Genomic DNA, 26408 nt, shown 5'->3' with positions numbered 1-26408 from the left:
CAAAAGACAAGGCCGGACAAGCATGGCTTGTCCGGCCTTGTGTCAGGCAAGTGGGGTAAGTTTACTTGGCGGCGGTCAGGATGGCAACGCCCGGCAATTCCTTGCCTTCCATCCATTCGAGGAAGGCGCCGCCTGCCGTCGAGATGTAGGTGAAATCGTCCGAAACGCCGGCATGGTTGAGTGCGGCCACGGTATCACCGCCGCCGGCGACGGAGACGAGCTTGCCGGCCTTCGTGCATTCCGCTGCGTGTTTTGCTGCAGCCACAGTCGCCGCGTCGAAGGGCTCGATTTCGAAAGCGCCGAGCGGGCCGTTCCAGACCAGCGTTTCCGCGCGGGAAATCCAGGCCTTGATGCTTTCAACCGATTTCGGGCCGACGTCGAGAACCATGGCGTCGGCGGGAATGGCGTTGATATCGACGGTTTCATTGGCCGCACCGGCCTTGAATTCGCGGGCGACCACGCCGTCTTCCGGCAGAACAATCGCACAGCCGGATGTCGCGGCCTCGATCATGATCTGCTTTGCGGTCTCGGCAAGATCGTGTTCGCAGAGCGATTTGCCGACTTGTGCGCCGCGTGCGGCAAGGAAGGTGTTGGCCATGCCGCCGCCGATGACGAGGGCATCGACCTTCTTGACGAGGTTCATCAAGAGATCGATCTTGCTCGAAACCTTGGCGCCGCCGACGATGGCGACCACCGGACGGACCGGCTGGCCGAGGCCCTTTTCCAGCGCCTCAAGCTCGGCCTGCATGGTGCGGCCGGCATAGGCGGGCAGGTGGCGCGCAAGACCTTCGGTGGAGGCGTGGGCGCGGTGGGCGGCGGAGAAAGCGTCATTCACATAGATATCGCCGTTGGCCGCCAGAGCCTCGACGAAGGCGGGATCGTTCTTTTCTTCGCCCTTGTGGAAGCGGGTGTTTTCCAGAAGCAGGATATCGCCGTCGTTCAGTTTCGCGACGGCATCCGCCGCAGGCGCACCGACGCAGTCGGTCGCGAAGGAAACGGCGTGATCCAGCACTTCCTCGACGGCGGGCACGATCTGGGAAAGCGACATGTCGGCGACCGGTTCGCCCTTCGGGCGGCCGAAATGTGCGAGCAGGATGACTTTCGCGCCCTTTGAGGACAATTCCAGAATGGTCGGCGCAACACGTTCGATACGGGTTGCGTCCGTCACCTTGCCATCCGCGACCGGCACGTTGAGATCAACGCGAACGAGAACGCGCTTTCCGGCAATGTCGTTGAGGTTGTCGAGGGTCTTGAAAGCGGGCATAGGTCGATCCTGATTTGTTGCGAGTTCGGCACGGACCATACTATGCCTGATTGACGACGCAAGCCGGTCAGGCCTCATTTTCTCTCACTGTATTGGCCGGGGCGGGGGCGCTTTCTTCAACGCCGGCGAGGCGTGGCTGACGCTTCTGCGCCAGATAATCGCGCACACGGTTGAGGATTTCCGAAAAGCTGATGAAGATCGGCAGGCTGGTGGCCGGCTCCACCGGTTCGAGCGAGATTCCGACGCCGGTGATTTCCTCATGCTCGTCCAGTGTGCGGACGATCAGGACGATGGAGCCGAGGCGCACACGGTCGGCATAATCAGCCTTTCCGGCAAGACGCGCCTCTATCAGTTCCGCGACGCTCATCGCCTGCTCGGCGGGCGAAAGCAGGCCGGGGCCATAGGCCGCGTCCAGCTCCTTCGCCGGGCGGGCGGGCGAGATCGCGAAGGTGCCGAAGAAATCGGCGTCGTCATCGGCAACCGGCAGGGCGCTGGCGAACAGCCGGTCGATCAGGCGGGAATAGCCGGGTGCGATGAAGAGATAGACGAGATCGTTTTCACGCAGCCGCCCGGCATATTGGTAGCGGATCGACTTGCCGTCGCGCACCACCAGCGAGGGCATGGCCCAGCGGGGAATACGTTCACCCTGCATGATGGCGCTGCCCTTGGCGACCCGGTAGGAAATCAGTTCATGATTAGCGGTGCCGGGAAGGTCCACCTCGAGCTTGTCCACCTCGCCCATGCGCGGCGGCACGATCAGCCCGAGCCTTGTTGCCACAGGCTTGATGGTCCAGCCCTGCACAAGCAGCGAGACCAGCACGATGATGAAGGCGGCGTTGAAATAGATCTGCGCATTATCAAGCCCGCCGAGAATGGGCATGATGGCCAGCAGGATGGAGACCGCGCCACGCAGGCCCACCCACGCCACGAAGGATGTTTCCTGCTGGGTATAGTTGAAGGGCATGAGGCTCAGCCACACCGCGAGCGGGCGGGCGACGAAAATCAGGAACAGCGCAAGCAGGACGGCGGGAATGGCGATTGCCGGAAATTGCGACGGCGTGGCGAGCAGGCCGAGCATCAGGAACATGATGATCTGGGCAAGCCAGGTCAGCCCTTCGTGGAAGCGGCGGATGGTTTCCTTGGCGAAAATCCTGCGGTTGCCGGCAACGATGCCCGCCACATAGACCGCCAGAAAACCGCTGCCGCCAAGCGTGCCGGTGAAAGAGAAGACGAGCAGCGCCAGCGCCAGCACGAATATCGGGGCAAGCCCGCGGTCGGCGGCGAAACGGTTGACGACGGTCGCGATCATGACACCGCCGAGCAGGCCGAAAATCACGCCGAGGCCCATTTCTTCGACGAAGAGCAGCAGGAAACCGCTATCGATACCGGCCAGCCCCTGACCCTTGGCAATGATCTCGACCAGCGCGACGGTGAGGAAGATTGCCATCGGATCGTTGGTGCCGGACTCGACCTCCAGCGTCGAGCGGACCTGATCGCGGATATGAATGCCGCCGATGCGCAGCAGGAAAAAGACGGCCGCCGCATCCGTGGAGGCGACGATGGCGCCGAGCAGCAGCCCCTCCAGCCACGAGAGCCCGAGCAGCAGGGCGGCTGCGCCCGCGAAGAACACGGAGGTCAGGATGACGCCGCCGGTGGCGAGCGCCACGGCAGGTGCTGCCGAAAGCCGGAAGGATTGTATCGACGTGCCGAAACCGGAATCGAAAAGGATGACGGCGAGCACGAGCGAGCCGAGCATATAAGCGAGCGGATTATTGGTGAACTCGATGCCAAGGCCATCCACCCCCGCCGCCAGGCCGATAACAAGGAAAAGCAGCAGGAGGGGCGCGCCGAAGCGGAAGGCGATGAGGCTCGAAAAGGCTGCGACGAGAACGAGAACAGTTGCCACCAGCAACAGAAGATAAAATGATTCCACGTCCACCGCCTCATTCAAACCGCGTTGACCGCTGCAATGAATGCTCTGCGCGTCTGCAGTCAATGCGCCACGGGTTGCGGTCTGTCAGCGCTGTTTCGGGTGGCGTTGAAAGGCGACGCAAGGCGGGTGTATCGAATGATACGGCAGGGCCGAAGTGCATTGCGCACGACCGTTATCCCTGTGTCTCTTGTCCGTCTCAAAGTGGACCAGACAAAGGCAGGAAATGGGAATTTTTTCGGCTCGCGGGCGAAAAAATGGATGGCAAGGAGAGCGGCAGATACCCCCGCAGAAACAATTCATCTTCCGGCGTCTCAACGTAACATAGAGACAATGCAGCTGCGTTATTGCTCTCGTCCGAATTGCTTTTCAACATTACCGGAGCGATCGGATGACGCGGATAAATATTACTGGACTTATTATAGTATTGGCGGCGGGCTCGATTGTTTCGGGCTGCTCCAGCACGGAACAGACGGCTGAAAACATGGCCGCGCAACGCGAGCGCTGCCGCTCCTTTGGTTACCCCGAAGGCTCGCGGGATGCTGCCGACTGCATGATGAAGCTTTCCATGCAGCAAAGCGAGTTGAGGCAGCAGACTTTCGATACGATCTGGAGCAATGCCGGCTCGCGGGACCCAATCATCATCAACAACAGAAGGTGACGGTTGCGCGCCGGCGCTGGCAGCGGGTTGGCCCCTCTTGCCCAACGATGGTTTCGATCCGAAGCGCCCCGCCTTGCTTCCGGATCGATGCCGACGGGTTTCCTCGTTCCCGTCGGCATTTTTACAAATAAAAAGCCGGCAGGATTGCTCCCGTCGGCTTTTTGATCGAACTGAGTTCCGCTTAGATGGTCTTCGCGAATGCGACGGCCGTGTCCGACATGCGGTTGGAGAAGCCCCACTCGTTGTCGTACCAGGACAGGACGCGCACGAACTTGCCTTCCATGACCTTGGTCTGGTCGATCGCGAAGATCGAGGAGTGGCTGTCGTGGTTGAAGTCGCGGGAGACCAGCGGCTCTTCGGTGTAGCCGAGGATGCCCTTCAGCTTGCCATTGGCGGCGGACTTGATCGCTTCGTTGATTTCCTCAACCGTCGTGTCGCGCTTGGCGATGAACTTGAAGTCGACGACCGAAACGTTCGGGGTCGGAACGCGGATCGACGTGCCGTCCAGCTTGCCTTTGAGGTGCGGCAGAACGAGGCCAACGGCCTTGGCTGCACCCGTCGAGGTCGGGATCATGGACAGGGCTGCAGCGCGGGCGCGGTACAGATCCTTGTGCATGGTGTCCAGCGTCGGCTGGTCGCCCGTGTAGGAGTGGATCGTCGTCATGAAGCCATGATCGATGCCAACGACGTCATCGAGAACCTTCACGACCGGCACGAGGCAGTTGGTGGTGCAGGACGCGTTGGAAATGACCAGATGGTCCTTCGTCAGCTGGTCGTCATTGACGCCGAAGACGACGGTGAGGTCTGCGCCGTCAGCCGGTGCCGAAACGATGACGCGCTTGGCGCCTGCCGTCAGGTGAGCAGCGGCCTTGTCGCGGGCAGTGAAGATGCCGGTGCATTCGAGCGCGATATCGACGCCGAGTTCCTTGTGCGGCAGCGTTGCCGGATCGCGAACGGCCGTCACCTTGATCGGCTTGCCGCCGCCAACGATGATCGTGTCGCCTTCAACCTTCACGTCGGCAGGGAACTTGCCGTGGATCGAATCGTAGCGCAGCAGATGGGCGTTGGTTTCAACCGGGCCGAGGTCGTTGATGGCAACAACTTCGATATCGGTACGGCCGGATTCGACGATGGCGCGCAGGACGTTGCGGCCGATGCGGCCGAAGCCGTTAATGGCAACTTTTACAGTCATTTACAGTCTCCCGAACAAGATATGTGCTTGGTCTTTGCGGAATGTGAGAGGGCTTGGGAAGCCCTCACGCAAGTTTTGCCTCGACTGCGGCGACGACGGCTTCCGCCGTGATGCCGAAGTGCTTGAAGAGATCCTTCGCCGGGGCAGATGCTCCGAAGGAATGCATGCCGACGAAAGCGCCATCGTTACCGATGAAATAGTCCCAGCCCTGACGAATGGCGGCTTCGATCGCGATCTTGACCGGAGCCTTGCCGATGATGGCGTTACGATAGGTTTCCGGCTGTTCCTTGAAGAGCTCGAAGCAGGGAACGGAAACGACGCGGACGGAAACGCCGTTGTCCTTCAGCGTTGCAGCGGCCTTGAGCGCCACTTCGACTTCCGAACCGGATGCGAAGATCGAAACCTTGGCGTCGCTGGCGGATACGAGTTCGTAAGCGCCGTAAGCGGAAAGGTTCTTCTCTTCATATTCCTTGCGCGAGGGTGCGAGGTTCTGGCGGGTGAGTGCCAGGGCAGACGGACGATGCTTCTGCTCAAGCGCCAGCTGCCAGCATTCCGCCGTCTCGGTTTCATCCGCCGGGCGGAAAACGAGGAGGTTCGGAATGGCGCGCAGCGCTGCAATCTGCTCCACCGGCTGGTGGGTCGGGCCGTCTTCGCCGACGCCGATGGAATCATGCGTCAGAACGTGAACGACGCGGATGCCCATCAGGGCGGCAAGGCGGATCGACGGACGGCAATAGTCCGAGAAGATCAGGAAGCCGCCGGCATAGGGGATGAGACCGCCATGGAGCGCGATGCCGTTCATCGCGGCCGCCATGCCGTGCTCGCGGATGCCGTAATGCAGATAACGGCCGGAGAAATCCGTCGGGGTGATGGACTTCATCTGGCTGGTCTTGGTGTTGTTGGACGGCGTCAGGTCAGCCGAGCCGCCGACCATTTCCGGCAGGATGCCGTTGATGACTTCAAGCGAGTCTTCAGAAGCCTTGCGGGTGGCGACAGTCGGGTTGTTCTCGATGATCTTCTTCTTGAAGGCATCGATCGAACTGTCGAAATTGCCGGGCAGATCGCCGGCGAAGCGGCGCTTGAACTCGGCCTTTTTGCCGGCTTCAGCGGCCTCGAGACGGGCTTCCCAGTCCTGACGGGTCTTGGTGGAGCGCAGGCCGGCGAGACGCCATGCATCGAGCACATCTTCCGGAATGACGAAAGCTTCGGCTTCCCAGTTGAGGCTCTTGCGCGCAGCGGCGATTTCTTCGGCGCCGAGCGGGTTGCCGTGTACCTTGTGGGTGCCCTGCTTGTTGGGCGCGCCGAAACCGATGACGGTCTTGCAGGCGATGAAGGTCGGGCGGTCGGATTTCTGCGCGGCCTCGATGGCGGCAGCAATCGCATCCGGATCATGGCCATCGACGCGGATGGTGTTCCAGTGAACGGCCTGGAAGCGGGCGATCTGGTCGGTGCTGTCGGAGAGGCCAACTTCACCGTCGATGGTGATGTTGTTGTCATCCCAGAACAGAACGAGCTTGTTGAGCTTCAGGTGGCCGGCAAGCGCGATGGCTTCGTGGCTGATGCCTTCCATGAGGCAGCCGTCGCCGCACAGCACATAGGTGAAGTGGCTCTGCAGGTCGGAGCCGAATTCCTCTTCCAGCTTGCGTTCGGCAATAGCCATGCCGACGGCGTTGGCGATGCCCTGGCCGAGCGGGCCGGTGGTCGTTTCGATGCCGGTCGCATGGCCATATTCGGGATGGCCGGCGGTCTTGGAGCCGAACTGACGGAAACGCTTGATCTCGTCGATCGTCATGTCCTCGTAGCCCGTCAGATAGAGCAGCGAGTAAAGCAGCATCGAACCATGGCCTGCCGACAGCACGAAGCGGTCGCGGTCAGCCCAGAGCGGCGCCTTGGGATCGAATTTCAGGTAACGGGTGAAAAGAACGGTGGCGACATCAGCGGCGCCCATCGGCAGACCGGGGTGGCCTGAATTGGCCTTCTCCACTGCATCCATGGCAAGAAAGCGGATCGCGTTTGCCATCCGGTTGTGTTTGTCGCGAGAAATCATGGCTTTTCCGTCTGTTTCCGGGTGAAAGGAGATAGTTTTACGCAACTATCCAAAAAGCGGGTTGATCCATAGCAGGTGAGGCAGGCAAGTCAATAAATCCACGGGCAATTGCGGTTCTCTCAAGGATAAAAATCGTTTAGAAAATCGGGTGCCCAAAGAAAATTCGTGCGATATGTGTCGGCGCCTCCTCGTTCATCCACAGAGCAAAACGCTTCAATGCACTGGTTTGATTGACGGGATGATAAATCGGGTAATAACCTCCTGAATGTTGAAAAGGCCTGAAACCGGACGATTCGGCCGGTTACTTGCGAGTTGGAAAAAACGATGTCGGCTGAGAAGACCGTACAATCTGCGGTGACGGAGCTGAGCGCTGCCATCACAAATCTCGAAAATGCCATCGATATGCGTATCGAACGGCAAAGGGAGACGGGCGAGATCGATAATGAGGTCAAGCGGGTCCATGTCGACCGCGCAAGGCTCGCACATGAGCTGGATCAGGCCGAATTTCGCGCCAATCGTCTTGAAGAAGTCAACCGCGAGGTTTCCCGCCGGCTGGTAACGGCCATGGAGACGATCCGCGCGGTGCTGGATCGATAGGAGCGGGTTCATGGCGCAAGTCACAGTTATGATCGACGGCAAGGCCTATCGCATGGCGTGCGAGGCAGGGCAGGAAGACCATCTGACCGATCTCGCAACCAGGTTCGACCGGTATGTCGGGCACCTCAAGAGCCAGTTCGGTGAAATAGGCGACCTTCGCCTGACCGTCATGGCCGGCATCATGGTGATGGACGAGCTTTCCGAACTCAACCGCAAGATCGAGAAGCTGGAAGGAGAGGTCGCATCCCTTTCCCGCAACCGTGACGGCATGGCCGAGCACAGGGCGAAATCGGATGAAGTGGTGGCGCTCGCCATCGGCGATCTGGCCGACCGGTTGAACGGCATTACCGAAAAACTACTGGCGCGGCCGAAGCCCGCGGCGCATTGACTGCGCAAAGAGTTCTGAGGCGGCAAAATTTCGCTCGGTGCCCTCTGGTGGTTTCCCCCGATCCGTCCTATATCTTGGATGCGTTCTGCGCTTCCCGACAGGAACCACAATCCCTGGGGCCATACTCGATCCAAAGGGAGCTGTCCCTGGCCAGTCCCGTGGGACTGGACACACGGCGCCCACCTACTTTTGTAGGCACCCAGGATCGTAAATCTCCATCGGTCGCCGTGGATCGCGCTTGAAGTTTCGGATCAACCCCGATGCTTCACCATATCCTTGATATATTCGACAGTGATTTTTCATAACTGCCGGACGCGGCTTTTTTATATTGCCGTCATTGCAATGGCGGAACAATTCCCTATTATTCGGATTGGTATGTCTGTCATGCCCTTTAAAAAAGGGCGCTGCGGCCAAAACCGCGACGTGCCGTTCAACAGCCCAAAGAGCTAAACTTGTTTACTGAAATTATGATCGTGGTCCTGCTCACCGTATTGAACGGTGTGCTTGCCATGTCCGAGCTTGCCGTTGTCTCCTCCAGACCGGCGAGGCTCAAGGTGCTTGCCGCGCAAGGCAGCAAGGGCGCCACCATGGCGCTCGGCCTTTCCGAAAATCCCGGACGCTTTCTTTCCACAGTGCAGATCGGCATCACGCTGGTCGGCGTCCTTTCCGGCGCTTTTTCCGGTGCCACGCTCGGTGCCCGCTTTACGGCGTGGCTTCTGGAACAGGGTGTTCCCGACCGTGCCGCCGATGCGCTTGGCGTCGGCTCGGTGGTCGTCGCCATTACCTATCTGTCGCTGATCGTCGGCGAACTTGTGCCCAAGCAGATTGCGCTGCGCGATCCCGAAAAGGTCGCTGCCCGCGTCGCACCCACCATGATGCTGCTGTCCAAGGTCGGCGCGCCGCTGGTATGGCTGCTCGACAAGTCGGGCAAGACGGTTCTTGCCCTTCTCGGCCACAGCGGTGAGTCCAACGCATCGGTCACCGATGATGAAATCCGCACGGTTCTGGCCGAAGCCCATAGCGCCGGTGTGATCGAGACCGAGGAATCGGCGATGATCACCAGCGTCATGCGCCTTGCCGACCGCAATGCGCGTGGCCTGATGACGCCGCGTCGTGATGTCGAAGTGGTCGATATCGAAGACAGCGCCGAGGAAATCCGAGAGCAGCTTCGCCAGACGCAGCGTTCGCGCCTTCCGGTACGCAACGGTGCTTCGGATGAAATTCTCGGCGTGCTTTTCGCCAAGGATGCCTTCGATGCGCTGGCCTCCGGCAAGGAGCTCAACATTCGCGAGCTTCTGCGCGAAGTTCCTGTCGTGTCGGATCTGACGAGCGCTGTGGACGTCATCCAGTCGCTGCGTCGCTCCACCGTACACATGGTACTGGTCTACGACGAATATGGCCATTTCGAAGGTATCGTCAGCTCTGGCGACGTTCTGGAGGCCATAACCGGCGCCTTCCAGGAAGATAATGACGAGGAGCCGGCCATAGTCGAGCGCGAGGACGGTTCGTTCCTCGTCGCCGGCTGGATGCCCGCCGATGAGTTCGCTTATCGCATGGGCTTCAAGATCGACGAGGATGCCGAGTTCGAAACCGTTGCCGGTCTGGTTCTGGACGAGTTCCGTCGCCTGCCGGAACTGGGCGAACATGTGACCCGCAACGGCTGGCGTTTTGAAGTCATCGACCTCGACGGCCACCGCATCGACAAGGTTCTCGTGAGCCGGGCTGCCTGATGCCCGGCGATGTTGCCGAAAAAGCGAGGCTGCGCGGCGAAAGGCTCGCCGCGCGCGATGCGCTGACGCTGACGGAGCGGCAGCAGAAGAGCCAGTCTATAACGGCCCATGGCGCCTCCGACATTGCCTTTGCGCGTGGCACCGTGATTTCCGGCTTCATGCCTATCCGCTCCGAGGCCGATACACGGCCGCTGATGGAAGCATTGCGGACAAGGGGCGGGCGTCTCGTTCTTCCCGTTGTGCTGGATCGTGAAACCATCGTCTTCCGTCGCTTCGAGGCGGATACGCCGCTGGTGAAGACCGGCTTCGGCACGACTGGCCCGGGCGAGGATGCGGAGGTTGTCGATCCGGATATTCTGCTCGTGCCTCTCTCGGTCTTCGATGGGCGCGGGCAGCGGGTCGGTTATGGCGCGGGCCATTATGACCGCGCCATTGCGCGGTTACACGCGATGGGCAAACAGCCAGTTCTCATCGGCGTCGCCTTTGATTGTCAGGAAGTGCCATTCGTACCGGCGGAGCCGCATGATATGTCGCTTCACGCCATTCTGACGGAAAGCGGCCTGCGCTGGTTTTCCGCTCCGTTGTCGATCTCCGATAGTGGGCAAAAGGCGCTTTAGCACTTTTTAAAAGATGGATTACCCGCTAGAGGGGACGAAATATAGAAACATGCGCAAGATCGGGGCGGGTGAATGAGGCTTCTTTTTCTCGGAGATATGGTTGGCAAGACCGGACGCACTGCTGTCTGGGAACGATTGCCGGGGCTGATTTCCGATCTGAAGCTCGATTTTGTGATCGTCAACGGTGAAAACGCCGCCGGCGGCTTCGGCATCACCGAAGATATCTATCTCGAGACCATCAATGCCGGCGCCGATGTTGTCACGACCGGCAACCATGTCTGGGACCAGAAGGAAGCGGTTTCCTTCTGCGAGCGCCACGACCAGTTCCTGCGGCCCGCCAATTATCCTGACGGTACGCCGGGCAAGGGCTCGGGCCTTTTTTATGCCCGCAACGGCGCACGCATATTGGTCGCCAACATCATGGGGCGGGTCTTCATGCATCCGGAACTGGACGATCCCTTCAAGTCTGCGGAAAACATTCTTGCCGCCTGCCCGCTGAAGGAACAGGCCGACGCCATCATCTTCGATTTCCATGCGGAAGCGACGAGTGAAAAACAGTGTTTCGGCCATTTTGTGGATGGCCGCGCGAGCTTCGTTGTCGGCACCCACACCCATGTCCCGACGGCGGATGCGCAGATCCTTAATGGCGGCACGGCCTATATGTCGGATGCCGGCATGTGCGGCGATTATGACAGTTCGCTCGGAATGGAAAAGGAAGAGCCGATCAACCGCTTCATTTCCAAAATGCCGAAGGGCCGTTTCGAGGCTGCCAGCGGACCTGCGACGATCTGCGGCGTCGGCGTCGAAATCTCCGACCGCACCGGGCTTGCAGAAAAGATCGCGCCGCTGCGCATCGGTCCCCGGCTCTCCGAAACCCTGCCCTCCTTCTGGGCGTAATCTCTCCCTGAAGCGTTCACAATGACGAGAGTGTGGGCCTTCCTGCACTCTTGTAACTGGACGCTCCGCAAAACCTGCCCCATCCTCCCAACCTTCGCAAGTTCAGGGAGTGGCATGATGCTGCGCGTGCTAATGCTTGCAATATCGGGGCTGATCGCCTCATCGGGAGCGGCCTTCTCCCAGACGGAAAGCCGCCCGCCCGTCAGTCAATGCCAGGCGATCGCCAGCAAAATTCCCGGCGTCATGTTTGCGAGCTTCAGTCCGCCGGGTGTTCAGCTGGCTCAGGCGGCGGCGAAGGAAGAGGTGAAGATCAGCTTCATCGGCCATTCCACCTATCTGATCGAAAGCCCAGGCGGGGTAACGATCGCCACGGACTATAACGGCGTCTATCGCCCGCCGGTCATGCCGACGGTAGTAACAATGAACCGGGCGCATTCGACCCACTTCACCCTTAGTCCGGACCCTGCCATTCAATATGTGCTGCATGGCTGGAGCGATACGCCGGGAGAAAAGGCCGAACACAAGGTTCTGGTAGGCGATGTCTATATTCGCAATGTCGCAACCGATATCCGCAACCGCTGGGGCGATTACGAATCCTTTCAGGAAAACGGCAATTCCATCTTCATCTTCGAAGTTGCGGGCCTGTGCATCGGTCATCTCGGCCATCTGCATCATGAGTTGACGGATACGCATTATGCCGAGATCGGCCGTCTGGATGTGCTGATGGTGCCGGTGGATGGCGGCTTGACCATGGGCGCTGACAGCATGAGCCGGGTGGTCAAGCGCCTGCGCTCGGCGCTGATCCTGCCGATGCACCGCACCGGCCCGCCGCTGGAGCAGTTTCTGACAATGTTTGGCGAAAGTTTTCGCATTGCCCATGCGACCGACCCGGTGATCCGGGTTTCGATGAGAAATCTTCCCCGCCAGCCGCAGATACTCGTGCCGAAAGGCATGTAACATGGCGGTGGGCGAGGAAAGGCCATAGGAGATGTTGATCAGGCAAAGTTGAGATGCTGGCGAACGCCTACATCTGGCGTCTTGTCATCCGACATGTTCGCCTTGGCGATTTCCCAGCCGAATTTAAGCGTGCTGTCCGTCGAAGCCCAGATATCGGCATCGTCGACATGCAACGCCAGCATTGTCAGCTGTGGATCGCTCTTGCCATGTTCATACCAGGCGGCCGTGACGGAATTCCAATATTCCTCGATCTTGGTTTTGTCGTCGCGCACTTCAAGAATGCCTGAAAGGCAGGCATGGTAGTCATGGTCCTTCCCCACGACGCAGAAATGCGCCCGGGAACCGGATTTCAGCGACTTCACCAGATCGGTGTCTTTTTTGGAGAAGAACCAGATCGTGTTGGTCTTGGGATCAGCGTGAGGTGCCATGGGCTGCATGTGATTATGCAGGCCTTCAAGACCGAGCATGCCGGCGTGGACGGAGTTGATCTCGTCCCAGAGCTGACGGGCCGGGGCTTCTCTTGCTTCAGTCAGGCTGACCATTTGTTTTCTCCTTCCGGTCTGATGCTGCGATGGAGAGAAATCATGTGCCCTTCCGTCGCGTTCATGATCAGAACGAAGAGCGGATAAATCAGTTCCTTCTGTTGTTGCGGCAAGAGAAAGCGCTTGCGGGGTTGAACGGCGGGCGTATCGCACTTATAAGGCCCGCAATCTCCAAATTAAGACAATCAGGTTTTCCATGGCTGGTCATTCACAGTTCAAGAACATCATGCACCGCAAGGGCAAGCAGGACTCCGTACGGTCCAAAATGTTTTCCAAGCTTGCGCGTGAAATCACCGTTGCGGCAAAGGCGGGCATGCCCGACCCGAACATGAACGCGCGCCTGCGTCTGGCGATCCAGAACGCCAAGGCCCAGTCCATGCCGAAGGACAATATTGAGCGCGCCATCAAGAAAGCTTCCGGTGCAGACAGCGAAAACTACGATGAGGTCCGTTACGAGGGTTACGGCCCGGGTGGCGTCGCCGTCGTCGTCGAGGCCCTGACCGACAACCGCAACCGCACCGCCTCAAACGTACGCTCCATCTTCACCAAGGCTGGTGGCGCACTCGGCGAAACCGGCTCGGTCTCCTTCTCCTTCGACCGCGTAGGCGAAATCACCTACAAGGCGGAAGTGGGCGACGCCGACAAGGTCATGGAAGCGGCCATCGAAGCGGGCGCTGACGATGTCGAATCTTCCGAAGATGGCCACACCATCATCTGCGGTTTCGAAGCGATGAACGAGGTTTCCAAGGCGCTGGAAGGCGTGCTCGGCGAAGCCGAAAGCGTCAAGGCCATCTGGAAGCCACAGAATACGGTGCCGGTGGATGAAGAAAAGGCGCAGTCGCTGATGAAGCTCATCGACAATCTCGAAGACGATGACGACGTGCAGAGCGTCTATTCCAACTTCGAGGTTTCCGAAGAAATTCTCGCCAAGCTTTCCGCCTGACGTTTCATGTTTCAAAAAAGCCCCGGCAGCGATCCGCTCCGGGGCCTTTTGTTTACGCGGCCTTCTTTATGGAGGTTCGCACATCGGCAAAAATCTCGACCGACCGCAGCCGCTTTTCGATGTCATGGATCGGCATCGAGACAATCAGCTCATCCGCCTGCGTTTCCGCAAGGAAGCCATCGAGATGGCGTTGGATCGTCTCAGGCGAGCCGACGGCGGCGAAACGCAGCGTGTGTTCGACAGAGAAACGCTCCATCTCGTTCCAGTAGTCATCCATGCTGTGCACGGGTTTCGGAAACTGCGTGCGCACATTGCGGCGCAGGTTGACAAATTGCTGCTGCGAGGAGGTGAAGAGATGCTGCGCCTCCTCATCCGTCTCAGCGCCGACACCCATTACGCCCACCATCACATAGGGCTTGTCCAGCACTTCAGAGGGCTGGAAGCGCTCGCGATAGATATGGATCGCTTCCATCAGCATATCGGGCGCGAAATGCGAAGCGAAGGAATAGGGCAGGCCAAGCGCTGCGGCGAGATGCGCGCTGTAGGTGCTGGAGCCGAGCAGCCAGAGCGGCACGTTGGAATTCATGCCCGGTACGGCAAGGATTGCCTGATCCGGCTGCGGCGGACCAAGATAACGCTGGAGTTCGACGATATCGTGCGGGAAGTTTTCCGCGCCGGCATCGAGATTGCGGCGCAGGGCTCGCGCTGTGCGCATATCAGTTCCCGGAGCGCGGCCTAGACCGAGATCAACGCGGCCGGGAAGGAGCGCTGCAAGCGTGCCGAACTGCTCGGCGATAACGAGCGGGGAATGGTTGGGCAACATGATGCCGCCGGAACCGACGCGAATATGTTTCGTGGTCGCGCCCACATGGGCAATGACGAGCGACGTTGCCGCGCTGGCAATGCCGGGCATGCCGTGGTGTTCCGCCAGCCAGATGCGGTTATAGCCGTGTTCTTCGGCCTTGATCGCCATTCGGCGGGAATTCTCAAGCGCCTGACTGACGCTCTCGCCTTCGCCGATCGGCGAAAGGTCGAGAATGGAAAAAGGTATCATCCGACGCTCCTGCGAAATTTAAATCTTTGCTGCGGATGTAAGGCGCGTGTCCCGATTTACCAGTGAAGTCGCGCAGAATTGAAGGATGGTTCAAAAAAATTGGGGCCTCCGAAGAGGCCCCGGTATTTCGCCGGCTGGCCTGTCTCAACCCACCCGCCTGAATTGCCTGTCCTCGCGATGCCCCGCGGCCTCGTTCTCCGGAGCCAATACGAACTGTCCGAGCCTGCCGTCCATTTCACCCGCTTCGGAAGCGAGATTGTGAATGGCGGCCGTCGTCTCTTCCACCATGGCGGCGTTCTGCTGGGTCATGGTGTCGAGGCTGGAGACGGTACTGTTGATTTCCGAAAGCGTGTGCGCCTCCTCGCGGGTAGACTCCATGATCTCTTCGATACGCGTGCTGATGGTCTGCACGTGTTTGCCGATACCGGTCAGCGAAGCACCTGCCTTTTCCACCAGCACCACGCCCGAGGAAACCTCGTCGGTGGAGCGCTTCAGCAGGCTGGTGATTTCCTTTGCGGCGGCGGCCGAGCGCTGCGCCAGTTCGCGCACTTCCTGGGCCACGACCGCAAAACCCTTGCCTGCGTCGCCTGCTCGCGCCGCCTCCACGCCGGCATTCAGCGCCAGAAGGTTGGTCTGGAAGGCGATTTCGTCGATGACGCCGATGATCTGGTTGATCTGGCGTGATGAGGTCTGGATCGCCTCCATGGCGGCGATTGTCTGCTCCATGACGCGGCTGGATGCCGTTGCCTCCGTGCTGGCGTCGCGGGCGATCCGCGTTGCCTGTTCGGCGCGTTCGATCTGGTCGCGGACGGCTTCGGTGATCGCCTTGATGGCGCTTGCCGTTTCGGTGATGGAGGCTGCCTGCCGTTCGGTACGTTCGGCGAGCTGGTCGGCCCCCACCCGCATTTCCTCGGAACCGCCACGAATGGCGGCGGAATTGCCGCCGATGGCCTGCATGGTTTCGCTGAGCCGGGCAAGCGCCGTGTTGAAATTATGGCGCAGGCTTTCGAGATCGTCGGGGAAAGCGGTCTGGATACGATAGGCGAGGTTGCCATTCGCCAGCCGGTCGAGCCCCTCATCCAGAGATTGCACGACCATTTGCAGGGTGCCTGCCTCGGCCTCCCGTTCCGCAAGATGCGCGCGCCGGGCTGTTTCGGCTTCTTCCCGTGTGCGTGATGCGGTCTCTTCCATGTCCCGCTGCAGGATAAGTTTTTCACGGAAACTGCCGAGCGCACGCGCCATGCGGCCGATCTCGTCCTTTCGATCCTGATTGCCGATTTCCGCATCGAGACGGCCTGCGGCCACTTCGCCGGTCAGTCCGGCAAGCTTTTCCAGCGGGGCGAAGAGACGCCGCGCGAAAAAGGCCGTCGCTGCACACATGGCGGCCAGAACGCAAAGGCCGATCACGGCAAGCGTGCCGGCAATCGAGATGGAGCCAGCGTTCAACTCGCTGCGCAGCATGCTTTCCACCGCGAGATATTTTTCGTCGGCGAAAGAGAAGGGGCGGGCATAGGCATTGGCTTCGCCATCCGCGCGGTCGATCTTGGCAATGGTCATGCCCGCCGCGTTCAGGGCCTCGCCGTGGAAATCGTAGATGGCTGGGTCAAGGCTGACCAGCCTGTCGCCCTCAACACCGATAACCTTGCCATCGGCTGATATGATTGCGGATTGTTCCGAACTGCCCGCCGCGATGCCTTTCGTCAGAATCTGGCTGAAAACGCCTTCCTTGACCTGGAAGAGGACGATGCCCTTGAACGCGCCGAATTTGACAACCGGAACGCCGAAATAAATACCAGCCTCTTTCGTAGCCGCATCGATCCGCAGGCCGGAGAAACTGGTCTGCGCCACGTCGTTGACCGCCTTTTCGGCGTTCGCCGCGCCGCGCGCGAAGGCCGTACCAAGGCCGCTTTCCGCCCAGGTGCCGCCCTTGACGGTTTCCCCGAAGGCCGGTCCCTTCAGATAGGAATAATAGACCGTACCGGCGGGGTCGATGAAGAGAACATCGCTGAACGGCGTTCCCTTGATATAAGCGCCGATATCCGTCTGGGTCTTCTCATGGGTGGAGTAATAAAAGCCGCTGGGGCTTTCCGGCTTGATCAGCTTTTCCTTTTCGCCGAAGGGGTTTTCCTTGACGAAGACGCGCTGCAGTTCCGCCTTCGCGTCGCCTGCGTTTTTCTGCACGGTGGCCCAGCCGCTGCGCATGGAGACAACAGCCATCTGCAGGGATTCGATCTTGGCAATGGAATCCGCCTGCGTTTTCAGCTGCTCAAGGCGTTCCTGAAGCATATCGCCGCGGAAAACCAGAATGCTCTCCATGGATCTCGACGCCTGCTCCTCAAGAACGCCGCTGCTGCTTTGATAGCCGAGAAGTGTCAGAGCCCCGGTCGAGATCGCCATCAGCGCCAGGAAAATCGCGAGCACTTTGGTGGATATGGAATGAAAACGGTTCAGCATGGCCGATGCAGCCCTCAATGCCGGATCAGTTCCCGCGCCATGCATGGATGGCGCCATTGGACGGCTGATATGGCGAACATATTGTGCTGCGGATCATCATGTCCGCAGCTCCCCTTTTTTGATTTTGTGGAGAACAATGCGGTACGCGGTTTAAGCAGAGGTAAATGCTGCACTGCAAATTTGATCAATGTTGTCGTTTTGTTCACTTATCGCTGGCAGGGTCACAGCCGGAAAGATAAGGTGCCTCATGCAAAAGACGATTCGAATCATCGGCATTGACCCCGGATTGCGGCGCACCGGATGGGGTGTCATCGACACCCTTGGCAACAGCCTGCGGTTTGTCGCCTCCGGTACCGTGACCTCGGATGGCGATATGGATCTCGCCTCCCGGCTGTGCCAGCTGCATGATGGGCTGGCTGACGTCGTGCACAGCTACCAGCCCGACGAGGCGGCGGTGGAGCAGACTTTCGTGAACAAGGATGCGGTTGCAACATTGAAACTTGGTCAGGCGCGCGGCATCGCCATGCTGGTTCCGGCGCGGGCAGGACTGCCGGTGTTTGAATATGCGCCGAATGCGGTGAAAAAAGCCGTCATCGGCGTCGGGCACGGCGAAAAGCAGCAAATTCACATGATGCTGAAAATCCTGATGCCGAAGGCCGAATTCAAGGGTAACGATGCGGCGGACGCTCTCGCCATCGCAATCTGCCACGCGCATAATCGCGGCGGCGACAGGATGGCGCGGCTTTTGGCGGCCGGTTGAATATTTAAAGTCTCATTGCAGCGGGCGGCATCATGATCGGAAAACTGAAGGGCAGCATCGAGGAAATCGGCGCGGACTATGTGCTGGTGGATGTGCACGGCGTCTGTTACGTCGCCTATTGTTCGGCGCGCACGCTGTCGAAAATCGGCTCCGTCGGGGAGGCGGTGGTGCTGTTCATCGAAACCTATGTGCGTGAAGACCAGCTGAAGCTCTTCGGTTTTCTTTCGGCACTGGAGCGGGAATGGTTCAACCTGCTGCAGAGCGTGCAGGGCGTGGGTTCGAAAGTGGCCTTGGCCGTCCTTTCCACGCTTTCGCCCTCCGAACTCGCCAATGCCATCGCGCTTCAGGACAAGGTGATGATTTCGCGTGCACCAGGCGTTGGGCCGAAGGTGGCGGTGCGTCTTGTGACCGAACTTCGCAACAAGGCGCCTGCCTTTGCGGGAGAGGCTTCCGCCTCGATCGGGCTCAAGCAGGAGCTTGGTGAAGGCGTTGCGTCCGCGCCGGTGGCGGATGCCGTTTCCGCGCTCACCAATCTCGGCTATTCGCGCGACCAGGCCGCCAATGCGGTTGCTGCCGCGCTGAAGAATGGCGGGGAGGGCGGCGACAGCGCCAAGCTTATCCGCCTCGGGCTGAAGGAGCTTTCGCGGTAAGGACGCCTGGCATGCGGACGTGGAGCCCCGGTTATCCTGAATTTCGTGAAGCGCGTTGATGCGATAGTCGTGATATAGGGGCGGCGACCACCTGATGAATTCGGTTAGAACAATGGAATGCCCTGAATGAGCGATGCGGAGAGACTGATTACCCCGGAAAAGCGTGGCGAGGATATCGACACCACGCTGCGCCCGCAGTCGCTGGATGATTTTACCGGCCAGGCGGAGGCCCGTGCCAATCTCAAGGTGTTCATCGAGGCCGCCAAGAACCGCGGCGAGGCGCTGGATCATGTGCTGTTCGTCGGCCCGCCCGGCCTCGGCAAGACCACGCTGGCGCAGATCATGGCCAAGGAACTTGGCGTCAACTTCAAATCCACTTCCGGGCCTGTCATCGCCAAGGCGGGTGATCTCGCCGCACTTCTCACCAATCTGGAAGAGCGCGATGTGCTCTTCATCGATGAAATCCACCGCCTCAATCCGGCAGTGGAAGAAATCCTTTATCCTGCCATGGAGGATTTCCAGCTCGATCTCATCATCGGCGAGGGGCCGGCGGCGCGCTCGGTGAAGATCGATCTTTCCAAATTCACCCTCGTTGCCGCCACCACCCGCCTCGGCCTCTTGACAACGCCGCTGCGTGATCGTTTCGGCATTCCCGTCCGGTTGGCTTTCTACACCGTTGACGAGCTGGAACTGATCGTCCGGCGCGGCGCGCGGCTGATGGGGCTGAATATGACCGATGAGGGCGCGCGTGAGGTGGCAAGGCGCGCGCGCGGCACGCCGCGTATCGCCGGCCGGCTATTGCGCCGCGTGCGTGATTTCGCCGAGGTGGCGCGGGCGGAAGCCGTCACCCGTGAGATCGCCGACGAGGCTTTGACGCGGCTGCTGGTCGACAAAATGGGTCTCGACCAGCTCGACATGCGTTATCTCACCATGATCGCCGTCAATTTCGGCGGCGGCCCTGTTGGCATCGAAACCATCGCCGCCGGCCTCTCGGAGCCGCGCGATGCGATCGAGGACATCATCGAGCCCTATATGATCCAGCAGGGTTTCATCCAGCGCACACCGCGCGGGCGCATTCTGACTGCAACAGCCTGGAAACATCTGGGCATGCAGCCGCCCAAGGATATCGAGGCGGCGCAGTTCCGTCTGACGCTTGAGGATGATTGAGGGAACAATCCCGGCTTGCCGGCTTTGATCGTCTTTGGCACGGAGATGGTCATGTCTGGATATCGAAAGGGTACCAAGGTCCGGTGGAACTGGGGCAGTGGCACCGGTGAAGGTAAAATCGTCGAGACTTTCACTGACGATGTCGAACGCACCATTGCCGGCTCCAGAATAAAACGGAAAGCGAGCAGGCAGGAGCCTGCCTATCTGATCGAACAGGAAGACGGTGCGAAGGTTCTGAAAAGCAGATCGGAGCTGGAACACGTCGATTGAACGACGCCGTCCTCTGGCGTCAAGGGAGGTACCCTCATGCCTTACGATCCGCTGCGGGTTTTCCGCAAACTCGCGCGCAACAACCGGCTGGCCAATTTCCGGCTGCATCAGGCCTGTCTTCAGCTTTCGCAGGAGGCGTTTGTCGCTTCCCGTGTCAGTTTCTTTCCCACGCTCAGGGCGACGCTGAACCACATCTACACCGTCGACCGGTTTTATATCGATGCCCTCCAGGGCGGCACGCTCGGCCTTGCCGCTTTTGCCGAAGAGGAGCCCTTCGCCACCATGTCGGATCTGCGAGCCGCTCAGATGGAGCTTGACGAGGCGCTGATCGCATTTGTCGATGGTTTGGACGAAGACGGCCTTGCGGCCGACGTCAATATTCACCGCGGCAGGCGTATCCAGCGGGATCGCTGCGACGATGTTCTGTCCCATCTCTTCCAGCACCAGACGCATCATCGCGGGCAGGCGCATGCGATGTTATCAGGGACCACGGTCAAGCCGCCGCAACTGGATGAATTCATTGTGGGAGATGATGCAAAGACGAGAAAAGACGAGATGGATGCGTTAGGGTGGACGGAAACCGATTTGATGTTTCCAGTCCGCAGGCCAGCACCATGACACACGATACCAAGCAGGACACCCGCATCCGCATCAAGTTCAAGCCGAAGCGCATTTTCCAGATGCGTGTCGCGGGACTGGCGTTTCGTGATGGCCATGTGCTGGTGCACCGGGCGTCGCATGAAAAATTCTGGACCTTTCCGGGTGGCCGTGCCGAAATGGGCGAACGCTCCGAAGAAACGCTGGCGCGTGAAATGGTCGAGGAGCTTGGCGTCGAAGCCAAGGTGGGACGTCTTCTCTGGGCGGTCGAGAATTTTTTCCACTACGAGGGCAAGGACTGGCACGAACTCGGGTTTTATTACCTGATGGACCTGCCGGAAACGCTGGCCTTTCATCCGACTGACATCATTCACCGCATTCAGGACGGCGATAACGAACTGGAGTTCCGCTGGGTTGCGGCAACCCGGCAGGCATTGACGGAGCTTGATATTCCGCCCTATTTCATCGCCGACGAAATAGAACACCTGCCGAAGACCACACGACACCTCGTCTGGCATGACGGCGATCTGGACGATAAATGATCTCTGCGCCTGAACGCCACATGATCCGGCTGGACCGGAAACCGCAGCTTTTCAGCATGCGGGTTGCGGCGCTGATCTTGCAGAATGAGCATCTTCTGGTCCAGCGCGGCACGAAGGACAGCTACTGGGCCTTGCCCGGCGGCCGTGCCGAAATCGGCGAAAGCTCCGAGGAAACCATCATCCGCGAGATCGGCGAGGAGCTTGACCGGGATTGCTCGGTCGAGCGTCTCCTCTGGTCGGCCGAAAATTTTTTCGCCTATGACGATTATGCGGCGCATGAGCTGGGATTTTATTATCTTATTTCGCTTCGCCAGCCTCTGCCGTTCCATGAAAACGATATCGTGCATCGGGTGCTGGATGGCGTCGAGGTGGAGTTCCGCTGGCTGCGCGCGCAGCCATCAGCGCTTTTGAAGAGCGATCTGAGGCCCCGTTTCATCGCGGAGCGTATCGAGGCGCTGCCTCAACGGCATGAGCATCTTATCATCCGCGAAGGTCGTTCCGATGCTGCCGAAATTCTCAAGGAGATAGTATGAGCGAGCTTGTGGTTTCGCTTTCGGGTGAACTGATCGAACATGGCCACCGCCTGACGCAACGGGTCTATTATGAGGATACGGATTTCTCCGGCCTCGTTTACCACGCCCGTTATCTGCATTTTCTCGAGCGCGGCCGCACCGATTACCTGCGTTGCCTCGGCTGCGAACAAAGCGCGCTTTTGACCGCCGATGAGGAGGGGCTGGTCTTCGTCGTGCATCGCATGGAGATTGATTTCAAAAGCCCGGCGCGGATGGATGACGTGTTGACGATCACGACCATCACCGAAAAGGCCGGCGGCGCGAAAATGGTGCTCAATCAGGAAATCCGGCGGGGCGAAACCCTGCTGGTCGCCGCCAAGGTCATCATCGCCGTCATCAATGCCAATGGCCGCCCGAGGCGTCTTCCGGAGGCGGTTGCCGAAAAATTCCTGAAGTAATTGACGGCTCCGTCCAGTAAATCCATCCGGCGTGGCCCGGCTGTAACACTCCTTTAACCATAATGGTGTCTTACTTTAGCAACTGGCATTTGTGCGGCGCACGCCTTCCTTTCACCAAATTTATTGGCAAGTAAGGCTTACTGGCAAGTATCGGGGTATGGCTAAGGGGTTGGCGGCTGCGGCTGCAGGACTTCGAGCGTTAACACGCGTTTGAATCGCCCGGTCCCGTACCGGGCGTTTGGATTCGGGGATTGGATATTTATGGAACAGGCAGGTTTGGCAGCGGCGACGCACGATGTAAGTCTCTGGGCGCTGTTTATGCAGGCGGGCCTCATCGTGAAGCTCGTGATGATCGGACTTATCGCCGCCTCGGTCTGGACGTGGGCGATCGTCTTCGACAAATATGTGAGCTTCGGCAAGGCAAAGCGCCAGTTCGACCAGTTCGAACAGGTCTTCTGGTCGGGCCAGTCGCTCGAGGAGCTTTATCGCACGCTGGCGGAACGCCAGAATGGCGGTCTTGCGGCAATTTTCGTTTCCGCCATGCGGGAATGGAAAAAATCATTCGAGCGCGGCGCGCGTTCGCCCATTGGTCTGCAGATGCGTATCGACCGGGCGATGGATGTGACGATCGCGCGTGAAGGCGAACAATACGAGGCGCGCCTTGGTTCGCTCGCCACCATCGGTTCGGCTGGTCCCTTCATCGGTCTCTTCGGTACGGTTGTTGGTATCATGACCTCGTTCCAGGCGATTGCCGGTTCGAAGTCCACCAACCTTGCGGTCGTGGCGCCGGGTATCGCTGAAGCGCTTCTGGCAACGGCCATCGGCCTTGTTGCGGCTATTCCGGCAGTTATCGCCTACAACAAGTTCACGGCCGACGCGCACAAGCTTTCCGCCCGCATGGAAGGTTTTGCCGACGAGTTCTCCGCGATCCTGTCGCGCCAGATCGATGAAAAACTTCAGACGCGGCAGGCCGCCCAGTAAGCGGCCGCATGCTGTGCAGTAATTTGCCGCAAGGCAAAATGGAGTAGATGATATGGGTATGTCAGCAGGTGGCAGCGGCGGTGGTTCCGGTGGACGCCGGGGTGGGCGCGGCGGACGACGCAAAGGCGGCGCGATCAGCGAGATCAACGTCACGCCGCTGGTCGACGTCATGCTTGTGCTGCTCATCATCTTCATGGTGGCGGCGCCGATGATGACTGTCGGCGTGCCGATCGACTTGCCGCAGACCTCCGCCAATGCGTTGAACTCGGACACGCAGCCGATCACCATTTCCGTTAATGCCAATGGCCAGATCCATCTGCAGGAAACGGAAATTCAGGCGGCCGAAGTGGCCGACAAGCTGCAGGCGATCGCCACGACTGGTTATAACGAACGCATCTTTGTGCGTGCGGATTCCGTTGCCGCCTATGGCGTCGTTGCCGACGTGATGGCGCGTATCCAGGCGGCAGGCTTCAAGAATATCGGCCTTGTGACCCAGCAGAAACAGGACAATTGACGTAAAACGATGAAGGGCAGCCTTACCACATCCGCGATCGTGCACGCGTCGCTTCTGGCTTTCGCCCTCGTTTCCTTGGGCTCGCCGGAACCGCTTGACGTGTCGCAGGCCGAGGCCCTGCCTGTCGAGCTGGTGCCGATCGAGGAATTGACCCAGATCCAGCAGGGTGACAAGAAGGCACCGAAGGCCGAAAAGTCCGCTCCTGTTCCGACCACACGTCCTGACATCATCGAGAACGCCCAGAATGTCGGCAACAACACGGCCGATCTTGACGCGCCCCCGACGCCTACCACCAAGCCTAACGACAATATTAGCGCGGCGGCTCCGCCCAAGCAGGAGAAGCCGCAGCCGGTCGTCGATACCAAGGCGAACGAGGTGAAGGAAATCGTCAAGGAAGAAACCTCGGCTCCCAAGCCGCAGGAAATGGCCGCCTTGCCGCAAACCAAGCCTGAAATCGCGCCGCAGCCGAAGACGGAACCGCCGCCGCAGGAAACCAAGGCCGAAGAGCCGCCGCCGGCAACGCAGGAGCCGGCCGAAATTCCCGTGCCGCAGAACGTGCCGCGTCCGAATTCCCGCCCGGAGCCGCCGAAGCCGGAGGAGCCGAAGCAGGCCGAGACCAAGCCCGCCGAAAAACCGGCCGAGACCAAGCCCGATCAGGCGAAATCCACCGATAAGCCTTCCGACAAGAAGCCGGGCGAGAAAAAGCAGGAGACTGCAAAATCCGCCTCTTCGAAGGAAAGCGATTTCAACGCTGACGATGTTGCAGCGCTTTTGAACAAGCAGGCGCCTTCCGGCGGCGGCGCCAAGCGCTCCACCCAGCAGGCAGCCCTTGGCGGCAAGAAATCGACCGGCGGCTCTACACTCAGCCAGACGGAAATGGATGCGCTGCGCGGCGCAATCCAGAAAAACTGGCAGATCATTCCCGGCATGGCGGATGCCTCGGACGTTCGCGTCCGGGTCACCATGAAGCTTGACCGTGATGGAACCATCATCGGTCGGCCCGAGATCGAGGCAACCGGCGGTTCGGAAGGAACGCGCCGCGCTCTTTCCGGCGGAGCCTATCGCGCCATCATGCGTTCTGCTCCGTTCACGAACCTTCCTGCCGATAAATATGACGCATGGAACGAAGTCGTCGTGAACTTCGATCCCAGTGAATTGCTATGAATGCTGAAAGGCCTGGCAACATGAAGATATTTTCGCCGATCCGGCTGGTGCTCGCTGTCGCGGCCCTCATGTCGGTTTTCTCCGCACCGGCTTTTGCGCGGGTGGAAATCAACATCAACAAGGGCAATGTCGAGCCGCTGCCTATCGCCATCACCGACTTCATGTCGAGCGATGGTATCGGTGCGCAGGTTTCCGCGGTCATCGCTGCCGACCTGCAGCGTTCCGGTCTCTTCGCGCCGGTCAACAAGAACGCCTTCATCGAAAAGATCAGCAATCCGGATCAGCAGCCGCGTTTCGAGGACTGGAAGGTCATCAACGCCCAGGCGCTCGTGACCGGCCGTGTCACGCGTGAAAGCGATGGCCGTCTGCGCGCCGAGTTCCGCCTGTGGGATACTTTCGCAGGCCAGCAGATGACCGGCCAGCAGTTCTTCACCCAGCCGGAAAACTGGCGCCGTGTCGCCCACATCATCGCCGACGCGATCTATGAGCGTGTCACCGGTGAAAAGGGTTACTTCGACACCCGCGTCGTTTTCGTCTCCGAAAGCGGCCCGAAAACCGCCCGCAAGCGCCAGCTCTCGATCATGGATCAGGACGGCTTCAACGTCCGTAATCTTACCAACTCGAACGACATCGTTCTGACGCCGCGTTTTTCGCCGAACCGTCAGGAAGTGACCTACATGTCCTTCGAAGGCCAGCAGCCGCGCGTTTACCTGCTGCAGCTGGAAACGGGACAGCGCGAAGTGGTCGGCAATTTCCCGGGCATGACGTTCTCGCCGCGCTTCTCTCCTGATGGCCAGAAGGTCATCATGAGCCTGCAGCAGGATGGCAATGCCAATATCTACACCATGGACCTGCGCTCGCGCACCACGACGCGGCTGACCAATACGTCGGCGATCGATACGGCGCCGTCCTATTCGCCTGATGGTCAGCGTGTCGCCTTCGAAAGCGACCGCGGCGGCCGCCAGCAGATCTACGTCATGAATGCCGATGGTTCCGGCCAGCAGCGCGTCTCCTTCGGTGATGGTTCCTATTCCACGCCGGTCTGGTCCCCGCGCGGCGATCTGATCGCCTTCACCAAGCAGTCGGGCGGCAAGTTCTCGATCGGCGTGATGAAGACCGACGGTTCGGGCGAGCGCATTCTGACCAGCGGGTTCCACAATGAAGGCCCGACCTGGGCGCCGAACGGCCGCGTGCTGATGTTCTTCCGCCAGAACGCCGGTGCCGGTGGTCCGCAGCTCTATTCGATCGACCTGACGGGCTATAACGAACAGCTCATCAAGACGCCGACCTTCGCTTCGGATCCGGCATGGTCGCCGCTTCTGGACTGATATGACTGTCATGATGGCGCCGGCATGAACCGGCGCCATCATGTTTTACCTGATACCATGGGGAAGTGCGCCTCTTTCTTGCCGCAAAGTGTTGTGAGGGAGCAAAAAACTGGGACATTTCCTTTCTGTTAACCATAAGCGTTTGCCGGCTATTAACCGCGATCAGTTAGTGTCCGGAAACGTTATTGAAAT

Annotated in this window: 27 protein-coding genes and 1 other RNA gene; 21 read left to right on the top strand and 7 right to left on the bottom strand. The window is 59.6% G+C overall.

Going from position 1 to position 26408, the window contains the following annotated elements:
- Positions 1-61: 61 nt before the first annotated feature.
- Both QRN60_RS17985 and QRN60_RS17980 read right to left on the bottom strand, forming a co-directional pair.
- The gene (locus tag QRN60_RS17985) at positions 62-1264 is read right to left on the bottom strand and encodes a phosphoglycerate kinase (protein ID WP_099087330.1); all 1203 of its coding nucleotides are present in this window, start codon (positions 1262-1264) and stop codon (positions 62-64) included.
- Between the two features lie 67 nt (positions 1265-1331).
- A complete protein-coding gene (locus tag QRN60_RS17980; RefSeq protein WP_111834244.1) occupies positions 1332-3197 on the bottom strand; it encodes a potassium/proton antiporter in 1866 nt (621 codons plus the stop codon).
- 388 nt (positions 3198-3585) lie between these two features.
- On the opposite strand from QRN60_RS17980, the gene QRN60_RS17975 reads away from it, so the two are divergent.
- The gene (locus tag QRN60_RS17975; RefSeq protein ID WP_111834190.1) at positions 3586-3855 is read left to right on the top strand and encodes a hypothetical protein; all 270 of its coding nucleotides are present in this window, start codon (positions 3586-3588) and stop codon (positions 3853-3855) included.
- Between the two features lie 181 nt (positions 3856-4036).
- Here QRN60_RS17975 and gap read toward each other — a convergent pair whose 3' ends face one another.
- A complete protein-coding gene (gene gap, locus QRN60_RS17970) occupies positions 4037-5047 on the bottom strand; it encodes a type I glyceraldehyde-3-phosphate dehydrogenase (RefSeq protein WP_003506200.1) in 1011 nt (336 codons plus the stop codon).
- Between the two features lie 64 nt (positions 5048-5111).
- Complete coding sequence (gene tkt / locus QRN60_RS17965) at positions 5112-7094, bottom strand: transketolase (RefSeq protein ID WP_111834189.1); 1983 nt, start codon at positions 7092-7094, stop codon at positions 5112-5114.
- A gap of 324 nt (positions 7095-7418) precedes the next feature.
- Between tkt and QRN60_RS17960 the strand changes: the two genes are divergently transcribed.
- The 7 genes from QRN60_RS17960 to QRN60_RS17930 all read left to right on the top strand — a co-directional run bounded on the left by QRN60_RS17960 (position 7419) and on the right by QRN60_RS17930 (position 12280).
- Positions 7419-7691 carry a DUF4164 domain-containing protein gene (locus tag QRN60_RS17960; RefSeq protein ID WP_003511407.1) on the top strand — a complete coding sequence of 91 codons (273 nt, stop codon included), beginning with the start codon at positions 7419-7421 and terminating at the stop codon, positions 7689-7691.
- A 10-nt stretch (positions 7692-7701) separates the two neighbouring features.
- Complete coding sequence (locus QRN60_RS17955; RefSeq protein WP_003506206.1) at positions 7702-8079, top strand: cell division protein ZapA; 378 nt, start codon at positions 7702-7704, stop codon at positions 8077-8079.
- 79 nt (positions 8080-8158) lie between these two features.
- A non-coding RNA gene (gene ssrS / locus QRN60_RS17950) (6S RNA) lies at positions 8159-8317 on the top strand.
- A 229-nt stretch (positions 8318-8546) separates the two neighbouring features.
- Positions 8547-9809, top strand: a complete 1263-nt coding sequence (locus tag QRN60_RS17945; RefSeq protein WP_003506208.1) for a hemolysin family protein — start codon at positions 8547-8549, stop codon at positions 9807-9809.
- On the top strand, positions 9809-10426 hold the full coding sequence (locus QRN60_RS17940) for a 5-formyltetrahydrofolate cyclo-ligase (protein ID WP_020809623.1): 618 nt from the start codon (positions 9809-9811) through the stop codon (positions 10424-10426). Before QRN60_RS17945 ends, QRN60_RS17940 begins: the two co-directional genes overlap by 1 nt.
- Before the next feature lie 72 nt (positions 10427-10498).
- Entirely contained in the window at positions 10499-11323 is an 825-nt protein-coding gene (locus QRN60_RS17935; protein ID WP_003506212.1) for a TIGR00282 family metallophosphoesterase, read from the top strand.
- A 114-nt stretch (positions 11324-11437) separates the two neighbouring features.
- On the top strand, positions 11438-12280 hold the full coding sequence (locus tag QRN60_RS17930) for an MBL fold metallo-hydrolase (RefSeq protein ID WP_112295521.1): 843 nt from the start codon (positions 11438-11440) through the stop codon (positions 12278-12280).
- 38 nt (positions 12281-12318) lie between these two features.
- On the opposite strand, the gene QRN60_RS17925 is transcribed toward QRN60_RS17930, so the two are convergent.
- Positions 12319-12822: a pyridoxamine 5'-phosphate oxidase family protein gene (locus QRN60_RS17925; protein ID WP_003506216.1), complete on the bottom strand. Its 504-nt coding sequence runs from the start codon at positions 12820-12822 to the stop codon at positions 12319-12321.
- A gap of 196 nt (positions 12823-13018) precedes the next feature.
- On the opposite strand from QRN60_RS17925, the gene QRN60_RS17920 reads away from it, so the two are divergent.
- A complete protein-coding gene (locus QRN60_RS17920) occupies positions 13019-13765 on the top strand; it encodes a YebC/PmpR family DNA-binding transcriptional regulator (protein ID WP_003497595.1) in 747 nt (248 codons plus the stop codon).
- A gap of 52 nt (positions 13766-13817) precedes the next feature.
- Here the strand turns inward: QRN60_RS17920 and QRN60_RS17915 are convergent, their stop codons facing one another.
- Positions 13818-14819, bottom strand: coding sequence for an LLM class flavin-dependent oxidoreductase (locus QRN60_RS17915; protein WP_129567106.1), 1002 nt, complete (start codon positions 14817-14819; stop codon positions 13818-13820).
- Positions 14820-14963: 144 nt separating this feature from the next.
- Positions 14964-17273, bottom strand: a complete 2310-nt coding sequence (locus QRN60_RS17910; RefSeq protein ID WP_112295523.1) for a methyl-accepting chemotaxis protein — start codon at positions 17271-17273, stop codon at positions 14964-14966.
- Between the two features lie 247 nt (positions 17274-17520).
- On the opposite strand from QRN60_RS17910, the gene ruvC reads away from it, so the two are divergent.
- The 12 genes from ruvC (at position 17521) to tolB (ending at position 26216) form a co-directional block, all read left to right on the top strand.
- Positions 17521-18033, top strand: a complete 513-nt coding sequence (gene ruvC, locus QRN60_RS17905; protein WP_020809619.1) for a crossover junction endodeoxyribonuclease RuvC — start codon at positions 17521-17523, stop codon at positions 18031-18033.
- 32 nt (positions 18034-18065) lie between these two features.
- Positions 18066-18683 (top strand): Holliday junction branch migration protein RuvA, encoded by a 618-nt coding sequence (gene ruvA / locus QRN60_RS17900; protein ID WP_003506224.1) that lies wholly within the window; start codon positions 18066-18068, stop codon positions 18681-18683.
- Positions 18684-18809: 126 nt separating this feature from the next.
- Positions 18810-19850: a Holliday junction branch migration DNA helicase RuvB gene (ruvB, locus tag QRN60_RS17895; protein ID WP_003506226.1), complete on the top strand. Its 1041-nt coding sequence runs from the start codon at positions 18810-18812 to the stop codon at positions 19848-19850.
- A 51-nt stretch (positions 19851-19901) separates the two neighbouring features.
- A complete protein-coding gene (locus QRN60_RS17890; protein ID WP_077998660.1) occupies positions 19902-20120 on the top strand; it encodes a hypervirulence associated TUDOR domain-containing protein in 219 nt (72 codons plus the stop codon).
- A gap of 36 nt (positions 20121-20156) precedes the next feature.
- On the top strand, positions 20157-20738 hold the full coding sequence (locus tag QRN60_RS17885) for a DinB family protein (RefSeq protein WP_112295524.1): 582 nt from the start codon (positions 20157-20159) through the stop codon (positions 20736-20738).
- Positions 20735-21259, top strand: coding sequence for an NUDIX hydrolase (locus tag QRN60_RS17880; protein WP_112295525.1), 525 nt, complete (start codon positions 20735-20737; stop codon positions 21257-21259). Before QRN60_RS17885 ends, QRN60_RS17880 begins: the two co-directional genes overlap by 4 nt.
- Entirely contained in the window at positions 21256-21792 is a 537-nt protein-coding gene (locus tag QRN60_RS17875) for an NUDIX hydrolase (RefSeq protein ID WP_003506234.1), read from the top strand. Before QRN60_RS17880 ends, QRN60_RS17875 begins: the two co-directional genes overlap by 4 nt.
- Positions 21789-22229, top strand: a complete 441-nt coding sequence (gene ybgC, locus QRN60_RS17870) for a tol-pal system-associated acyl-CoA thioesterase (protein WP_003506236.1) — start codon at positions 21789-21791, stop codon at positions 22227-22229. Before QRN60_RS17875 ends, ybgC begins: the two co-directional genes overlap by 4 nt.
- Positions 22230-22490: 261 nt before the next feature.
- Positions 22491-23210 carry a protein TolQ gene (tolQ, locus tag QRN60_RS17865; protein ID WP_003497570.1) on the top strand — a complete coding sequence of 240 codons (720 nt, stop codon included), beginning with the start codon at positions 22491-22493 and terminating at the stop codon, positions 23208-23210.
- 52 nt (positions 23211-23262) lie between these two features.
- Positions 23263-23724, top strand: a complete 462-nt coding sequence (gene tolR, locus QRN60_RS17860) for a protein TolR (protein ID WP_003506238.1) — start codon at positions 23263-23265, stop codon at positions 23722-23724.
- A gap of 9 nt (positions 23725-23733) precedes the next feature.
- Entirely contained in the window at positions 23734-24888 is a 1155-nt protein-coding gene (tolA, locus tag QRN60_RS17855; protein ID WP_112295526.1) for a cell envelope integrity protein TolA, read from the top strand.
- Positions 24889-24908: 20 nt separating this feature from the next.
- Positions 24909-26216 (top strand): Tol-Pal system beta propeller repeat protein TolB, encoded by a 1308-nt coding sequence (gene tolB / locus QRN60_RS17850; protein ID WP_003506242.1) that lies wholly within the window; start codon positions 24909-24911, stop codon positions 26214-26216.
- The last annotated feature ends 192 nt before the right edge of the window (positions 26217-26408 follow it).

The sequence above is a fragment of the Agrobacterium sp. CFBP2214 genome, from assembly GCF_030209895.1.
In the GTDB taxonomy this organism is placed as follows: domain Bacteria; phylum Pseudomonadota; class Alphaproteobacteria; order Rhizobiales; family Rhizobiaceae; genus Agrobacterium; species Agrobacterium radiobacter.
Note: the sequence above shows the minus strand (reverse complement) of the source record. Positions and strands in the feature narration are given on the sequence as shown.

What these genes read in the sequence shown, in the direction of transcription:
- QRN60_RS17985 (WP_099087330.1), bottom strand. Translation starts at nt 1,264, where the DNA reads ATGCCCGCTTTCAAGACCCTCGACAACCTCAACGACATTGCCGGAAAG.
- QRN60_RS17975 (WP_111834190.1), top strand. Translation starts at nt 3,586, where the DNA reads ATGACGCGGATAAATATTACTGGACTTATTATAGTATTGGCGGCGGGC.
- gap (WP_003506200.1), bottom strand. Translation starts at nt 5,047, where the DNA reads ATGACTGTAAAAGTTGCCATTAACGGCTTCGGCCGCATCGGCCGCAAC.
- tkt (WP_111834189.1), bottom strand. Translation starts at nt 7,094, where the DNA reads ATGATTTCTCGCGACAAACACAACCGGATGGCAAACGCGATCCGCTTT.
- QRN60_RS17960 (WP_003511407.1), top strand. Translation starts at nt 7,419, where the DNA reads ATGTCGGCTGAGAAGACCGTACAATCTGCGGTGACGGAGCTGAGCGCT.
- QRN60_RS17955 (WP_003506206.1), top strand. Translation starts at nt 7,702, where the DNA reads ATGGCGCAAGTCACAGTTATGATCGACGGCAAGGCCTATCGCATGGCG.
- QRN60_RS17945 (WP_003506208.1), top strand. Translation starts at nt 8,547, where the DNA reads ATGATCGTGGTCCTGCTCACCGTATTGAACGGTGTGCTTGCCATGTCC.
- QRN60_RS17940 (WP_020809623.1), top strand. Translation starts at nt 9,809, where the DNA reads ATGCCCGGCGATGTTGCCGAAAAAGCGAGGCTGCGCGGCGAAAGGCTC.
- QRN60_RS17935 (WP_003506212.1), top strand. Translation starts at nt 10,499, where the DNA reads ATGAGGCTTCTTTTTCTCGGAGATATGGTTGGCAAGACCGGACGCACT.
- QRN60_RS17930 (WP_112295521.1), top strand. Translation starts at nt 11,438, where the DNA reads ATGATGCTGCGCGTGCTAATGCTTGCAATATCGGGGCTGATCGCCTCA.
- QRN60_RS17925 (WP_003506216.1), bottom strand. Translation starts at nt 12,822, where the DNA reads ATGGTCAGCCTGACTGAAGCAAGAGAAGCCCCGGCCCGTCAGCTCTGG.
- QRN60_RS17920 (WP_003497595.1), top strand. Translation starts at nt 13,019, where the DNA reads ATGGCTGGTCATTCACAGTTCAAGAACATCATGCACCGCAAGGGCAAG.
- QRN60_RS17915 (WP_129567106.1), bottom strand. Translation starts at nt 14,819, where the DNA reads ATGATACCTTTTTCCATTCTCGACCTTTCGCCGATCGGCGAAGGCGAG.
- QRN60_RS17910 (WP_112295523.1), bottom strand. Translation starts at nt 17,273, where the DNA reads ATGCTGAACCGTTTTCATTCCATATCCACCAAAGTGCTCGCGATTTTC.
- ruvC (WP_020809619.1), top strand. Translation starts at nt 17,521, where the DNA reads ATGCAAAAGACGATTCGAATCATCGGCATTGACCCCGGATTGCGGCGC.
- ruvA (WP_003506224.1), top strand. Translation starts at nt 18,066, where the DNA reads ATGATCGGAAAACTGAAGGGCAGCATCGAGGAAATCGGCGCGGACTAT.
- ruvB (WP_003506226.1), top strand. Translation starts at nt 18,810, where the DNA reads ATGAGCGATGCGGAGAGACTGATTACCCCGGAAAAGCGTGGCGAGGAT.
- QRN60_RS17890 (WP_077998660.1), top strand. Translation starts at nt 19,902, where the DNA reads ATGTCTGGATATCGAAAGGGTACCAAGGTCCGGTGGAACTGGGGCAGT.
- QRN60_RS17885 (WP_112295524.1), top strand. Translation starts at nt 20,157, where the DNA reads ATGCCTTACGATCCGCTGCGGGTTTTCCGCAAACTCGCGCGCAACAAC.
- QRN60_RS17880 (WP_112295525.1), top strand. Translation starts at nt 20,735, where the DNA reads ATGACACACGATACCAAGCAGGACACCCGCATCCGCATCAAGTTCAAG.
- QRN60_RS17875 (WP_003506234.1), top strand. Translation starts at nt 21,256, where the DNA reads ATGATCTCTGCGCCTGAACGCCACATGATCCGGCTGGACCGGAAACCG.
- ybgC (WP_003506236.1), top strand. Translation starts at nt 21,789, where the DNA reads ATGAGCGAGCTTGTGGTTTCGCTTTCGGGTGAACTGATCGAACATGGC.
- tolQ (WP_003497570.1), top strand. Translation starts at nt 22,491, where the DNA reads ATGGAACAGGCAGGTTTGGCAGCGGCGACGCACGATGTAAGTCTCTGG.
- tolR (WP_003506238.1), top strand. Translation starts at nt 23,263, where the DNA reads ATGGGTATGTCAGCAGGTGGCAGCGGCGGTGGTTCCGGTGGACGCCGG.
- tolA (WP_112295526.1), top strand. Translation starts at nt 23,734, where the DNA reads ATGAAGGGCAGCCTTACCACATCCGCGATCGTGCACGCGTCGCTTCTG.
- tolB (WP_003506242.1), top strand. Translation starts at nt 24,909, where the DNA reads ATGAAGATATTTTCGCCGATCCGGCTGGTGCTCGCTGTCGCGGCCCTC.